This is a genomic window from Streptomyces sp. ICN903 (genome assembly GCF_022015835.1).
Lineage (GTDB): Bacteria > Actinomycetota > Actinomycetes > Streptomycetales > Streptomycetaceae > Streptomyces > Streptomyces fenghuangensis.
In genome coordinates, this window is sequence record NZ_JAKMAY010000163.1 from 1 (window position 1) to 12,971 (window position 12,971).

Below are 12,971 nucleotides of genomic sequence, written 5' to 3' on the forward strand. Positions count from 1 at the left end.
TCGCCCCGGTGGTCACATCCGCGCAGAGCGGCACCGGCGGGAAGGAATGATTCCCGCGGTGCGCAGCGTCCTCGCTGTGTGTGTTTCAAAGGAACCTCATCCCCCGGCCGCGACGGCCTGGGAACGGGGTATCAACATATCTGGCGTTGACTTTTGGCACGCTGTTGAGTTCTCAAGGAACGGACGCTTCCTTCGGCACCCCTTCCGGGGCCCCTCCGGGCGCTTCCCTTCGGTGTGTTCACTACCTTAGCGGATCTCTCCGGCGACTCATAATCGAGCCATTCGGATCGGTTTTCCGTACGTTTGAGCGCAACGGAAACGACCCCCGAATCGGGGAGTCCGTATCTGGTGGTGTCCGCTCCGGGCCTCTCTCACGCGACCTGTCCGGTCGCCGTGGATCTCGTCCCGTTCCAGCGGCTCGGTCTACATTAGACCTCGGTCGGACCAGCGTCAAGCCGCGTCCGGCGGCGACGTGGCTGATGCGCCCGGTACGGGCTGACCGAGGGGTCGTCGGCGATCCAGTAGCGCCACGGGTGGAGTGCTCCCTCGCCTCCCACTCCGGTGCGGGGACCGTTCCGTACGCGACCGGGGGAAGCCGGCGCACCCGCGAGGACACGGAGCGGGGCGTCCTCGTCACTGCCGCAGACATCGGTGCCGTTGAGCACGCGGTCCACGCCCAGAGCGGTGGCCAGGCGGGCGGGGCCCTTGGCCAGCTCGTTGTCACCGCGCGCCTTCGGCCGCCGCCGCCGCGCGTGCTCGTGGCCGGTCAGCACCTCGCCGGCGCGCAGCAGCACGCCGCTGGCGGTGCCCTCCTCGTCGCAGACCAGGTTCAGGCAGTGCCACATGCCGTAGGTGAAGTAGACGTACGCGTGGCCGGGAGGGCCGAACATCACGGCGTTGCGCTCGGTGCGGCCCCGGTAGGCGTGCGACCCCGGGTCGATGCGGCCCGCGTACGCCTCGACCTCGGTCAGCCGGACCTCGATCGGGCCGTCGTCGGTCATGCGGACCAGGACACGGCCGAGGAGGTCCGGAGCGACCTCCAGAACAGGCCGGTCGAAGAAGGCGCGGGGCAGGGGCTTACGGTCGTGGTCGGCGCTCACGCCTGCCGAGCGTAGTGCAGCCATCGGGTAACAACTGCGGACGGCGGCCCTGGTCGGCGGAACCGTCCGGCAGACTTCGGGCGTTCAAAAGGATCGGCACGACACACAGGCCAGGGCCTGGGGGAGGAAGAACATGGGCTTCAAGAAGCTGTTCGCGAGTGTGGGCATCGGCGGCGCGTCGGTGGAGACGGTGCTGACCGAGCCGAACGTGGTTCCGGGCGGCGTCGTCCAGGGGGAGGTGCGGATCCAGGGCGGATCGGTCGCCCAGGAGATCCAGGGGCTGTCGGTCGGTCTCCAGGCCCGCGTCGAGGTGGAGAGCGGGGAGGAGGAGCACACCAGGAACGTCGAGTTCCACCGCATGCAGCTCGGCGGCGCCTTCGAACTCCAGCCGGGCGCGGTGCACACGGTGCCCTTCGGGCTGGAGGTTCCGTGGGAGACCCCGGTCACCATGTTCATGGGCCGCCATCTGACCGGGATGAACATCGGGGTGACGACGGAACTGGCGATCGCCAAGGCGGTGGACTCCGGTGACCTCGACCCGGTGAACGTCCACCCGCTCCCCGCCCAGCAGGCGATCCTGGACGCCTTCGGGGCCCTGGGGTTCCGGTTCAAGAGCGCGGACATGGAGCAGGGGCACATCCGCGGCACCCGGCAGAAGCTGCCCTTCTACCAGGAGATCGAGTTCCTGGCCCCGCAGCAGTACCGGGGGCTGAGTCAGGTCGAGCTGAGCTTCGTCGCGGACGAGCACGGGATGGACGTCGTGCTGGAGATGGACAAGAAGGCCGGTCTGTTCAGCGAGGGCAGCGACACCTACCGCTCCTTCACCGTGGGTCTGTCGGACTTTCAGCAGACCGACTGGGCCGCCTATCTCAACCAGTGGCTGGCCGAGGTCGGCGGCAGGCGGAACTGGTTCTGACGGGCTCGGGCGTTCTTCGCGCAGGGCGCGGTCCGGTGCGGTACCGGGCCGCGCCCTGCGCCGTCCGCAGGACCGGGATCGTTAGGCTGGCCGGTGCAGCGATGTCGCGCTACCGAGGAGGTTTTCCCACGTGACCGAGCAGAAGCGGCGCCCGCTCCCCCACGACTTCCACCCCCCGGTGCCGTCGTTCACGGTCGTGAGCGACGACGTCCTGGAGGGCGCCCGGCTGAAGCCCGATCAGGTCCACGCCGAGGGCAACACCTCTCCGCACCTGCGCTGGGAGGGCTTTCCGGAGGGGACCAGGAGCTTCGCCGTCACCTGCTACGACCCCGACGCGCCGACCGGCAGCGGTTTCTGGCACTGGTCGGTGTTCGACATCCCGGCGACCGTGACGGAGCTGCCCGCGGGTGCCGGCACGGGCGCGATGAAGGGGATGCCCGCCGAGGCGGTGCACGTCCGCAACGACTACGGAACCCGTGACTTCGGCGGGGCCGCGCCGCCGCCCGGGGACGGTCCGCACCGCTACGTGTTCACGGTCTACGCCGTGGACACCGAGAAGCTGGGCGTGGACGCGGACGCGTCGCCGGCCGTGGTCGGCTTCAACCTGCGGTTCCACACGCTGGCCCGCGCACAGCTGATCGGTGAGTACGAGGTGCCCGCCGAGGACTGAGGGCCGGACCGAGGACCGTTCCGCGGACGGGAAAAGCCTTTGCGCCCCGTCGTCTCCGGATCGCACAGTGGTGGCCGGGCAGTCGGCACCGCAGCGGCGGGGGCGGCGGGGCGCGCTCACGCCCGCCGTCCGCCGGAGCCCGTCGGGGGACGGGTGGCCGCGTCGGCTGCCCCTCTTGCCCGCTCCCGCTCCCGCTCCCGGGGCTTCCGCCCTGTTTCCCGGCATTCGCGTCATCCGGGTGTCGCCGCGCTCCCATCTCCCGTACACCGTGCGGAAATTGCGTTGTCCACCCGGTTGGGCAGCGGCACAGTGGTCCCACCCCGCCGCGGGGGCGGGTGCCGGAGGTGGATGAGATGCGCGAGACGCTGGTGCTCAATGCCGGTTTCGAGCCGCTGTCGACGGTGTCGCTGCGGCGTGCGGTGGTGCTGGTGATGCAGGACAAGGCCGTGGTGGAGCAGTCGCACCCCGGACTGCGCGTACGGGCGGCGCGGGTGGACCTCCCGGTGCCGCAGGTGATCAGACTCCGCAGATACGTACGGGTTCCGTTCCGACAACGGGCGGCCTGGTCGCGGCGCGGTGTGCTCGTACGGGACCGGCACAGGTGCGCCTACTGCGGGCGCCGGGCGACCACGGTGGACCATGTCGTGCCGCGTTCGCGCGGGGGCGGCGACACCTGGCTGAACACGGTCGCGGCGTGTGCGGAGGACAACCACCGCAAGGCCGACCGCACGCCCGCTCAGGCGGGCATGCGGCTGCTGACGCAGCCGTTCGAGCCGACGCCGGCGGACGCGCTCGTCCTCGCGCTGGGGCTGCGGGACGGTGAGACGCTGCCGGAGTGGCTGACGCTGCCCGCCTCCGCCTGAGGCTCCCGGTGGGGCCGCCGAGCGCGGTGGCCGGCCCGGTCGGGGTCGGTCCGGTCGGTCCGGGTCAGTTCAGTACGAGCTGGACGATCGCCGCCGCGCCGACGACCACGATGACCGCGCGCAGGACGGTCGGCGGCAGTCCGCGTCCCAGCCGGGCGCCGAGTTGCCCGCCGACCGCCGAGCCGACCGCGATGAGCAGGACGGCGGTCCAGTCGAAGTCGGCGACGAAGAGGAAGAAGACCGCGGCCGAGCCGTTGACGATCGCGCCGAGGATGTTCTTGACGGCGTTGATCCGCTGGAGGTCGTCGTTGATGAGCAGGCCCATCAGCGCGAGGTAGATGACGCCCTGGGCCGCGCCGAAGTAGCCGCCGTACATGCTGGCCAGGGCCATGCCGCCGAGGAGTGCGGGGCCGCCGTGGGGGTGGGCGGCCCCGCCGTCGCGCTCGCGGCGGCGCCGGATCGCGCGGGCCAGGCGCGGCTGGGCGACGACGAGCACCAGGGCCAGCGCGATGAGGACCGGGACGATCATGTCGAACGCCGCGGAGGGCAGTGTGATCAGCAGTGCGGCCCCGGTCACCGCTCCGACCAGGGCCGCGGCGCTCAGGCGCAGTACGCGGTCGCGCTGTCCGCGCAGTTCCCGGCGGTAGCCGATGGCTCCGCTGATGGAGCCGGGCACCAGGCCCAGTGTGTTGGAGACGTTCGCGGTGACGGGCGGGAGCCCGACCGCGAGCAGTACGGGGAAGGTGATCAGGGTTCCCGAGCCGACGATCGTGTTGATCGTGCCCGCTCCTATGCCGGCGGCGAAGACCGCCAGCGCCTCCCAGATGTCCACGCGCAACGCCCCTCAGCCGATCGGTGTCTGGTGCACCGATCATGCCCGAGGGGCGTGGTCGCGGTGTATCCGGGTGCGGTGCGGGACGCGCGGGGTGTCGTCAGTCGATCGGCGGCTGTTCCCGGCGCTTGGTCAGGCCGGAGCGGCCAGCGCCGCCGTCGCCGGAGGAGCCGCCGGAGGGGGCCGCGGGGCCGGTTCCGGGGCCGAAGTTGCCCAGTGCGCCGCCGAGCCCCTTGAGCGCGTCCCCGATCTCGCTGGGCACGATCCACAGCTTGTTGGCGTCGCCTTCGGCGATCTTGGGGAGCATCTGGAGGTACTGGTAGGACAGCAGCTTCTGGTCCGGGTCACCGGCGTGGATGGACTCGAAGACCGTGCGGATCGCCTGGGCCTCGCCCTCGGCCCGCAGTGCGGCGGCCTTGGCCTCGCCCTCGGCTCGCAGGATGGAGGACTGCTTCTCGCCCTCGGCGGTGAGGATCTGCGACTGGCGCACGCCCTCGGCCTGGAGGATCGCGGCGCGCTTGTCGCGGTCGGCGCGCATCTGCTTCTCCATCGAGTCCTGGATGGAGGTCGGCGGCTCGATCGCCTTGAGCTCGACGCGGTTGACGCGGATGCCCCACTTGCCGGTGGCCTCGTCCAGGACGCCGCGCAGTGCCGCGTTGATCTCCTCGCGGGAGGTGAGGGTGCGCTCCAGGTCCATGCCGCCGATGATGTTGCGCAGGGTGGTGACGGTGAGCTGTTCGATGGCCTGGATGTAGCTGGCGACCTCGTACGTCGCGGCCCGCGCGTCGGTGACCTGGTAGTAGATGACCGTGTCGATGTTCACGACCAGGTTGTCCTGGGTGATCACCGGCTGGGGCGGGAAGGGGACGACCTGTTCGCGGAGGTCGACGCGGTTGCGGATGGTGTCGATGAACGGGACGACGATGTTGAGGCCGGCGTTCAGTGTGCGGGTGTAGCGGCCGAAGCGCTCCACGATCGCGGCGCTGGCCTGTGGAATGACCTGGATCGTCTTGATGAGTGCGATGAAGACCAGCACCACCAGGATGATCAGCACGATGATGATGGCGTCCATCGTGGCTCCCCCTGCGTTCCTAGGATTTCACGCTGACCGGGCTGACCAGCGCGGCTGACTGCGCCGTCGGCGTCGCCGGCGGTTGTGACCGTGCGGTTACCCGCCATCACATCACGACGGCGGTCGCCCCGTCGATCTCCACCACGTCCACCTGGTCGCCGGGCTCGTAGGACGCGCTCGTGTCGAGGGCGCGCGCGGACCAGACCTCGCCGGCGAGCTTGACGCGTCCCCCGGAGCCGTCGACCCGCTCCAGCACGACGGCCTGGCGCCCCGTCAGCGCGTCGACGCCGCTGCGGTGTTCGGGACGCTGCGTCTGCATGCGTCTGGCGACGGGGCGGACGACGAGGACCAGCGCGGTGGAGACCACCACGAAGACGACCACCTGGGCCGCCAGCCCCCCGCCGAGCGCCGCGACGGCCGCGGCCGCGACGGCGCCCACCGCGAACATGCCGAACTCCGGCATGGCTGTGAGTACGAGCGGGATTCCGAGTCCTACGGCGGCGATCAGCCACCACACCCATGCGTCCACACCGCCATGGTAGGGCCCGGGTCAGCCGAGCGGGAGACCCTGCGCGGTCCAGCGGCCGCCGTTGTACTCCACGACCAGGGGGAGGCCGAAGCAGCGCGAGAGGTTGGCGGAGGTCAGCTCCGTCTCGACCGGCCCGGCGGTGAGCACCTTGCCCTGGCGGATCATCAGGACGTGGGTGAAGCCCGGGGGGATCTCCTCGACGTGGTGGGTCACCATGATCATCGAGGGGGCGTACGGGTCGCGGGCGAGCCGTCCGAGCCGGCGCACCAGGTCCTCGCGGCCGCCGAGGTCGAGTCCGGCGGCCGGTTCGTCCAGGAGCAGCAGCTCGGGGTCGGACATCATCGCGCGGGCGATCTGGGTGCGCTTGCGCTCTCCCTCGGAGAGGGTGCCGAACCTCCGCTCGAGGTACTCGTTCATCCCGAGGCGGTCGAGGAAGGCCAGGGCGCGCTGCTCGTCGACCTCGTCGTAGTTCTCGCGCCAGCCGGCGGTCATGCCGTAGGCGGCGGTGAGGACGGTCTGCAGCACCGTCTGGTCGCGCGGGAGCTTCTCGGCGAGCGCGCTGCTGGCCATGCCGATGCGCGGGCGCAGTTCGAAGACGTCGACGGCGCCGAGCTTCTCTCCCAGGACGGTGGCGGTGCCGGAGGTCGGGAACAGGTAGCTGGAGGCGACGTTGAGCAGGGTGGTCTTGCCGGCGCCGTTGGGGCCGAGGATGACCCAGCGCTCCCCCTCCTTCACCGACCAGGAGACGTCCTCCACCAGAGCCCGACCCTCGCGGACCACGGATACGTCCACCAGCTCCAGTACATCGCTCATGGCGCGTTGTCTCCCATTGCAGTCGCGGCTGTCGCCTGTGCCTGTGGGCACAGTCCCCAGGGAAAACCTACGCCACCTCTTCCGCGCGGCTGTCCTTAGGCTGGGGGCATGCTCGAAGAACCTCGTTCCGGGCGGCTGGCCGCCTGGGGAAATGCCCTGTTCGCCGGAGTGGTGTCGCCCGACGACGCCGCTTCGCGCATCGTGGGCGACGACACGGTGCACCGCGTGGCGGGCCTGCCGGGCGAACCCGGTGAGGTGGGTCTCACCCTCGCGCTCGGCCGGCTGCGCGCCTCGGGGGTGACGGGTCTGCGGCTGGCACTGCCCGCGCCGGGGCATCCGCTGGGGCTGAGCGGACCGCCCGGGTTCAACGCCCGTGCTCTGGACGCCGGCGAGGCCGTGGTCGGGACGGGTGCGCCGCTGGGGCTGGTGCCGCTGGTGCGTGAGGCGGGCCCGCGGGGCGATGTGCACACCGAGGTGGTGTGGCACTGCCTTCCGGTGCGCGAGGCCCCGCCCGCGGACGTGCCGTCCCTCGGGGAGGCCGAACGGGAGCTGGCCGAGGCGCTGCGCGAGGCGACCGAGGTGCTGACGCGGCTGGACGTGGCCGGTTCCGGTCCGGTGGCCGCGGCGGCGCTGGAGGCGTACCGGGCGCGGGCGGAGGCGGGACGTACTCTGCTCGCGCCGGGCTATCCGCCGCGCGCGGTACGCGTTCTGGAGCTGGCGCAGCGGGTGGGCGCGCTGGTGGAGATCGCGGGCGGGCCGGAGTACGGCGGCGCGGTGAGCGCGGGGGCGATGGCGGCGCGGGGCGAGGCTCTGCGGCCGGTGGAGCGTACGGCCAGGCGGGCGGTGGTGGCCGCGTACAACGCGTATGTGGAGGAGCGCGAGCGGGGCTGAACGCGGGAGCCGGCCTCCCGGTCGGGCCCGGGAGGCCGGCGGTGCGGGGCGGGCGCGGGCGGAACCGCCCGCCGCGCCTGCCCGTGCGCGTGCTCAGGCGTTGGCGCAGGCGTTGCCGAAGGCCGGGTTCAGCAGGCCGATGACGTTGACGGTGTTGCCGCAGACGTTGACCGGCACGTGGACGGGCACCTGGATCACGTTGCCCGAGCCGACGCCGGGCGAGTGGGCGGCCGCGCCCTGCGCGCCCGAGCTGGCCGAGGCCGCGCCCGCACCGGTGGCGACGAGCCCGCCGGCCACCATCGCGACGGCGGTGATCCTCTTGAGGTTCTTCACTTCTCGATCCTCCTTGCGTTCGCCGCGGCCGGTCGCCGCGGCACGCACTGGAGAACGGGCCGGAGCCTGTTGCGATACGCCATACCGGTGACATACACACGTTCGTATGAATTTAGGCATGGATTTCCGTCGGAGGGGGTGGGGGCGCCGGGCCGGAAGGGCCGGAAGGGCCGGGACGAGGACGAGGCGCCCGCCCGTCAGTCGGCCATCCCGTGCCGGACGGCCCACAGCGCGGCCTGGGTGCGGTCGGCGAGGTCCAGCTTCATCAGGATGTTGGACACGTGCGTCTTGACGGTCTTCTCCGACAGCACCAGACGGCGCGCGATCTCCCGGTTGGAGCGCCCGTCGGCTATCAGCGCGAGCACCTCGCGCTCCCGCTCGGTCAGGGAGGTGCCCCTGCCCGGTCCGCCGTCGGCCCCCTCCTGGCTGAGCAGGGCCCGGGCGACCTCCGGCTGCAGCAGGACGTGCCCGGCGTGCACCGAGCGGATGGCCCCGGCCAGCGCGTCGGGGTCGATGTCCTTGTAGACGTAGCCGACGGCACCCGCGCGCAGGGCGGGGACGACGGTGCGCTGCTCGGTGAAGCTGGTGACGACCAGCACCCGGGCGGGATTGCCCAGTTCACGCAGCTTGCGCAGTGCCTCGACGCCGTCCGAGCCGGGCATCCTGAGGTCCATCAGGACGACGTCGGGCCGCAGCTCCTCGGCGCGGGCCACGCCCTCCGCCCCGTCGGCGGCCTCGCCGACCACCTCGATGTCGCCCTGGACCTCCAGGAACGTACGCAGTCCCCGGCGCACGACCTGGTGGTCGTCCACCAGCAGGACTCTGATCACCTCGCCGGCCGCTTCAGCCACCGGGCACCTCCATCTCGATCACCGTGCCCCCGCCGGGCTCCGATTCCACCCTCAGCGTGCCGCCGACCCCGTCCGCCCGGTCGCGCATCGACACCAGGCCCAGGCGGCGGCCCGCGCGGCGGACCGCCGAGGGGTCGAAGCCGCGTCCGTCGTCGGCCACCCGCAGCACGGCACCGGCGCCGCGGCGGGCGAGGAGGACGGTGACGCGCCGGGCGCCGGAGTGCCGCAGAGCGTTGTGCAGGGCCTCCTGCGCGACTCTCAACAGCGCCTCCTCCTGGGCGGCGGGCAGCGCCCGCACGCCCTCCGCGCCGAAGTCGACACGGGCGCTGTGCGCCCGGTCCAGGACCTGCACCTGGCTGCGCAGGGCGGCGACCAGTCCGTCCTCCTCCAGAGCGGCGGGACGCAGCTCGACGACGGCGGCCCGCAGCTCGTCGGCGGCCTCGGCCGCCAGCCCGGCGACCCTGCGCAGCTCCTCCCTGGCGCGGTCCGGGTCGCGGCCGACCAGGGCGGTGGCGGCCTGGGCGGTCAGGCGCAGGGAGAACAGCTTCTGGGAGACCGCGTCGTGCAGTTCGTGGGCGATGCGGGCGCGCTCCCCGGCGATGGTCAGCTCGCGGCTGCGCTCGTAGAGCCGGGCGTTGGTCAGCGCGATGGCGGCGTGCTCGGCGAGCAGGCGCAGCAGCTCCTCGTCCTCCCCGGTGAAGCCGCAGCCTCCCCCGGGGCGTTCGCACCGCTTGTTGGCGAGGAAGAGCGCTCCGAGCACCTCCTCGCCGTCGGCGACCGGCATGCCGATGAAGTCGGCCAGCTCCGGGTGGGCGTCGGGCCAGCCCTCGAAGCGCGGATCCCGGCGGACGTCGGCGAGCCTCTGCGGGGAGGCGTCGCGCAGCATGGCGGCGAGGATGCCGTGCTGGCGGGGCAACGGCCCGATCGCCCGCCAGCGGTCGTCGCTGACCCCGGCCACCACGAACTGCGCGAAGCCGCCGTGGTCGTCGGGGACGCCGAGGGCGGCGTACTCGGCGTCCAGCAGCTCGCGTGCGGAGGTCGTGATCGTCTGCAGGACCTCGCGGACCTCCAGGCGGCGGTTCATGGCGAGCAGGGCGGCGCTGACGGCCGCCAGCCCGGTTCTCGGGAGCATGCGGTCACGGTACCGGCGGGGTTCGCGGGGCGGATCGGCCCGCCGCCCGGGAGGGCCCGGGCGGTGGTCGTAGGACCGGCGGCGGAAGCGCCGCCGTCCGGTGCCCGGCGGCTCGGCGGCTCGGCGGCTCGGCGAGCTTCCCCTCCCGAACGGCCCCCGCCCCGCCGGAAGGATCCGGCGGGGCGGGGCGTCACGTGTGCCGCGCGACCGCGCGGCACACGTTCACTTGCGCATGACCTCCGGTTCGTGGCGGCGCAGCAGACGGGCCACCGCGAAGCCGCAGGCGACGCCGATGGCGAGCAGGATCAGCATGTCCATCACCCACACCCCCGTGCTGTGCTCCCACAGCGGGTCGAGGTTGGTGGGGTTGTCGCGGTCCCAGGGGGCCATGGTGCGCGACAGGTCGACGGTGGCCCCGGTGGCCGCGACCGCCCAGCGCGAGGGCATCAGCCAGGCGACCTGCTCGATGCCGGGCGCGTCGAAGACCTGGAAGAGCACGCCGGTGAAGACCAGCTGGATGATCGCGAAGCCCACCAGCAGCGGCATGGTCATCTCGGATGTCTTCACCAGCGAGGAGATCACCAGGCCGACCATCATGGAGGTGAGACCGAAGGCGATGATCCCCACGCACAGCTCGACGGCCGTGGGCATGATCAGGCCCTCTTCGGGCAGTTCGCGCACCGAGAAGCCGATGGCGCAGATGATCACGCCCTGGAAGGCGGTGATCATCCCCAGGACGATCACCTTGGACATCAGGTAGGCGGACCTGGACAGGCCGGTGGCCCGTTCGCGTTCGTAGATGACCCGTTCCTTGACCAGCTCGCGCACCGAGTTGGCCGCGCCCGACAGGCACATGCCGACCGCGAGGATCAGCAGGATGGTGCCCGCGTGCTGGTTGAAGCCCTCGGGGTTGCGCGTGAGGCCGTGGTCGGTGGGGATCACCGTGCTGACCACGCCCAGGATCACGGGCAGGATGACCATCAGGGCGAGGAAGCCCTTGTCGGAGGCGATGACCGACATGTAGCGCCGGGTGAGGGTCCACAGCTGGGATCCCCAGCTCTGCGGCTTGGGCGGCCGGGACGCCGGCGCGGGCGGCGCCGCGTACTGCGCGTACTGGGGATGCTGGGGGTGCGCCTGCTGCGGGGCGGCGGTGTCGAGGTCGGCGGCGTAGAGCCGGTAGTGCTGCGAGCCCTGCCAGCGGCCGATCCAGTCGTAGTCGCGGTAGTTCTCGAAGGCCGAGAAGACGTCCGCCCAGCTCTCGTAGCCGAAGAAGTTCAGGGCCTCCTCGGGCGGGCCGAAGTAGGCCACACCGCCGCCGGGAGCCATCACCAGGACGCGGTCGCACAGCGCGAGCTCGGCGACGGAGTGGGTGACCACCAGCACGGTGCGGCCGTCGTCGGCCAGCTCCCGCAGCAGCTTCATCACGTCGCGGTCCATGCCCGGGTCCAGGCCGGAGGTCGGTTCGTCCAGGAAGATCAGCGACGGCTTGGTGAGCAGTTCCAGGGCGACCGAGACGCGCTTGCGCTGGCCGCCGGAGAGGGAGGTGATCTTCTTTCCGGCGTGGATGTCGAGCTTGAGCTCGGCCAGCACCTCCTCGATCCGCGCGTTGCGCTCGGCCTCGGCGACGTCGCCGGGGAAGCGCAGCTTGGCGGCGTAGCGCAGGGCGGTGCGGACGGTCAGCTCCTTGTGGAGGATGTCGTCCTGCGGAACCAGGCCGATGCGCTGGCGCAGCTCGGCGAACTGCTTGTAGAGGTTCCGGTTGTCGTAGAGGACCTCGCCGACGTCGGCCGGGCGGTAGCCGGTCAGGGCGCGCAGCAGGGTGGACTTGCCGGATCCGGACGGGCCGATGACGGCCACCAGGGACTTCTCGGGCACGCCGAAGGTGACGTTGTCGAGGATCACCTTGCCGCCGTCGACCTTGACGGTCAGATGACGGGCGGAGAAGGAGACCTCGCCGGTGTCGACGAACTCCTCGAGCCGGTCGCCCACCACCCGGAAGGTCGAGTGGCCGACGCCGACGATGTCGTCCGGGCCGAGGAGCGCCGTGCCCGACTTGGGCAGCGGCTGGCCGTTGACGTACGTGCCGTTGTGGCTGCCGAGGTCGCGGATCTCGAAGCGGCCACCGGGGGCGGAGCGGAACTCCGCGTGGTGGCGGGAGACCTGGAGGTCGGAGACGACCAGTTCGTTCTCCAGCGCGCGGCCGATCCGCATCACCCGGCCCGTCGAGAGCTGGTGGAACGTGGTCGGGTTGCGGTGGTCTCCGTGGAGCGGGGCGCCCGCCTGCCGCGGGGCGCCGCCGTGCGGGGGGACCGCGCCCTGGGGAGGCCGCGGCGCGTACTGCTGCGGCACCGGCTGCTGTACGTGCTGCGGCGTCTGCTGGTGCGGGGCCTGCTGGTGCGGGGCCTGGGCCTGCGGCTGGTGGCCCCAACCGGGGCCGCCCTGCGGCTGTGCGACCGGCTGCGCGACGGGCGCCGCCTGCGCGGGAGTCGCCGCGGGAGCCGCCGCGGGCTGACCGGAGAAGGCCAGCCGGGGGCCGTCGGTGGCGTTGCCGAGGTGCACCACCGAGCCCGCGCCGACCTCCGTCTGCTGGACGCGCTGTCCCTGCGCGTACGTGCCGTTGGTGCTGCCGTGGTCCTCGAGGAGCCAGCTCCCGCCGCCCCAGCGCAGTGTGGCGTGACGCCAGGAGACCCTGGCGTCGTCGACCACGAGGTCGCCCTGCGGATCGCGTCCGAGGGTGTAGGACCTGGACGGGTCGAGCGCCCAGGTCCGTCCGTTCAGTTCCAGTACGAGTTCCGGCACTCCATGCCCCACAAAGTTGTCCCCCGAGCTACCCCCTGTGTCGAGGGGGCTAGGGATGGTGAACGATCGTGGGGGAACTATTCCAGGCCCCGCGGCAGGACATGAAGTCGCCCCCGCCGGATGGTTGCCGAACCGCTACGGTCCGCCCCCGTCCGCCGGGAGGGGCGGGA

The 12,971-nt window shown here is 72.0% G+C and carries 13 protein-coding genes; 4 read left to right on the plus strand and 9 right to left on the minus strand.

All coding sequences use genetic code 11. From position 1 onward, the window contains the following. Positions 1-428: 428 nt before the first annotated feature. Positions 429-1,100, minus strand: a complete 672-nt coding sequence (locus L7D48_RS17365; RefSeq protein WP_237880362.1) for a DNA-3-methyladenine glycosylase — start codon at positions 1,098-1,100, stop codon at positions 429-431. 133 nt (positions 1,101-1,233) lie between these two features. Between L7D48_RS17365 and L7D48_RS17370 the strand changes: the two genes are divergently transcribed. The 3 genes from L7D48_RS17370 to L7D48_RS17380 all read left to right on the plus strand — a co-directional run bounded on the left by L7D48_RS17370 (position 1,234) and on the right by L7D48_RS17380 (position 3,549). Beyond that, on the plus strand, positions 1,234-2,016 hold the full coding sequence (locus tag L7D48_RS17370) for a sporulation protein (RefSeq protein ID WP_237880363.1): 783 nt from the start codon (positions 1,234-1,236) through the stop codon (positions 2,014-2,016). A gap of 130 nt (positions 2,017-2,146) precedes the next feature. Then, positions 2,147-2,686 (plus strand): YbhB/YbcL family Raf kinase inhibitor-like protein, encoded by a 540-nt coding sequence (locus L7D48_RS17375; RefSeq protein ID WP_237880364.1) that lies wholly within the window; start codon positions 2,147-2,149, stop codon positions 2,684-2,686. A gap of 353 nt (positions 2,687-3,039) precedes the next feature. Next, positions 3,040-3,549, plus strand: a complete 510-nt coding sequence (locus L7D48_RS17380) for an HNH endonuclease (protein WP_237880365.1) — start codon at positions 3,040-3,042, stop codon at positions 3,547-3,549. Positions 3,550-3,613: 64 nt separating this feature from the next. On the opposite strand, the gene L7D48_RS17385 is transcribed toward L7D48_RS17380, so the two are convergent. The 4 genes from L7D48_RS17385 to L7D48_RS17400 form a co-directional block, all read right to left on the minus strand. Beyond that, entirely contained in the window at positions 3,614-4,381 is a 768-nt protein-coding gene (locus tag L7D48_RS17385) for a sulfite exporter TauE/SafE family protein (RefSeq protein ID WP_237880366.1), read from the minus strand. A gap of 100 nt (positions 4,382-4,481) precedes the next feature. Continuing rightward, positions 4,482-5,453 (minus strand): SPFH domain-containing protein, encoded by a 972-nt coding sequence (locus tag L7D48_RS17390; RefSeq protein ID WP_237880367.1) that lies wholly within the window; start codon positions 5,451-5,453, stop codon positions 4,482-4,484. Positions 5,454-5,559: 106 nt separating this feature from the next. Continuing rightward, entirely contained in the window at positions 5,560-5,982 is a 423-nt protein-coding gene (locus tag L7D48_RS17395) for an NfeD family protein (protein WP_237880368.1), read from the minus strand. A gap of 21 nt (positions 5,983-6,003) precedes the next feature. Further along, a complete protein-coding gene (locus L7D48_RS17400; RefSeq protein WP_237880369.1) occupies positions 6,004-6,795 on the minus strand; it encodes an ABC transporter ATP-binding protein in 792 nt (263 codons plus the stop codon). A gap of 108 nt (positions 6,796-6,903) precedes the next feature. On the opposite strand from L7D48_RS17400, the gene L7D48_RS17405 reads away from it, so the two are divergent. Beyond that, the gene (locus tag L7D48_RS17405; protein WP_237880370.1) at positions 6,904-7,686 is read left to right on the plus strand and encodes a hypothetical protein; all 783 of its coding nucleotides are present in this window, start codon (positions 6,904-6,906) and stop codon (positions 7,684-7,686) included. 93 nt (positions 7,687-7,779) lie between these two features. On the opposite strand, the gene L7D48_RS17410 is transcribed toward L7D48_RS17405, so the two are convergent. The 4 genes from L7D48_RS17410 to L7D48_RS17425 all read right to left on the minus strand — a co-directional run bounded on the left by L7D48_RS17410 (position 7,780) and on the right by L7D48_RS17425 (position 12,813). Next, positions 7,780-7,986: a chaplin gene (locus L7D48_RS17410; RefSeq protein ID WP_237880373.1), complete on the minus strand. Its 207-nt coding sequence runs from the start codon at positions 7,984-7,986 to the stop codon at positions 7,780-7,782. Between the two features lie 230 nt (positions 7,987-8,216). Then, positions 8,217-8,870: a response regulator transcription factor gene (locus L7D48_RS17415; protein ID WP_308312299.1), complete on the minus strand. Its 654-nt coding sequence runs from the start codon at positions 8,868-8,870 to the stop codon at positions 8,217-8,219. Continuing rightward, the gene (locus L7D48_RS17420) at positions 8,863-10,002 is read right to left on the minus strand and encodes a GAF domain-containing sensor histidine kinase (RefSeq protein ID WP_237880371.1); all 1,140 of its coding nucleotides are present in this window, start codon (positions 10,000-10,002) and stop codon (positions 8,863-8,865) included. The genes L7D48_RS17415 and L7D48_RS17420 overlap by 8 nt, the downstream gene beginning before the upstream one ends. 222 nt (positions 10,003-10,224) lie before the next feature. Next, positions 10,225-12,813 (minus strand): FHA domain-containing protein, encoded by a 2,589-nt coding sequence (locus L7D48_RS17425; protein WP_237880372.1) that lies wholly within the window; start codon positions 12,811-12,813, stop codon positions 10,225-10,227. Positions 12,814-12,971: the final 158 nt, after the last annotated feature.

Excerpts from the sequence above, each read along its gene's own strand:
- L7D48_RS17370 (WP_237880363.1), top strand. The coding sequence starts at position 1,234 with ATGGGCTTCAAGAAGCTGTTCGCGAGTGTGGGCATCGGCGGCGCGTCG.
- L7D48_RS17400 (WP_237880369.1), bottom strand. The coding sequence starts at position 6,795 with ATGAGCGATGTACTGGAGCTGGTGGACGTATCCGTGGTCCGCGAGGGT.
- L7D48_RS17380 (WP_237880365.1), top strand. The coding sequence starts at position 3,040 with ATGCGCGAGACGCTGGTGCTCAATGCCGGTTTCGAGCCGCTGTCGACG.
- L7D48_RS17420 (WP_237880371.1), bottom strand. The coding sequence starts at position 10,002 with ATGCTCCCGAGAACCGGGCTGGCGGCCGTCAGCGCCGCCCTGCTCGCC.
- L7D48_RS17405 (WP_237880370.1), top strand. The coding sequence starts at position 6,904 with ATGCTCGAAGAACCTCGTTCCGGGCGGCTGGCCGCCTGGGGAAATGCC.
- L7D48_RS17390 (WP_237880367.1), bottom strand. The coding sequence starts at position 5,453 with ATGGACGCCATCATCATCGTGCTGATCATCCTGGTGGTGCTGGTCTTC.
- L7D48_RS17410 (WP_237880373.1), bottom strand. The coding sequence starts at position 7,986 with ATGGTGGCCGGCGGGCTCGTCGCCACCGGTGCGGGCGCGGCCTCGGCC.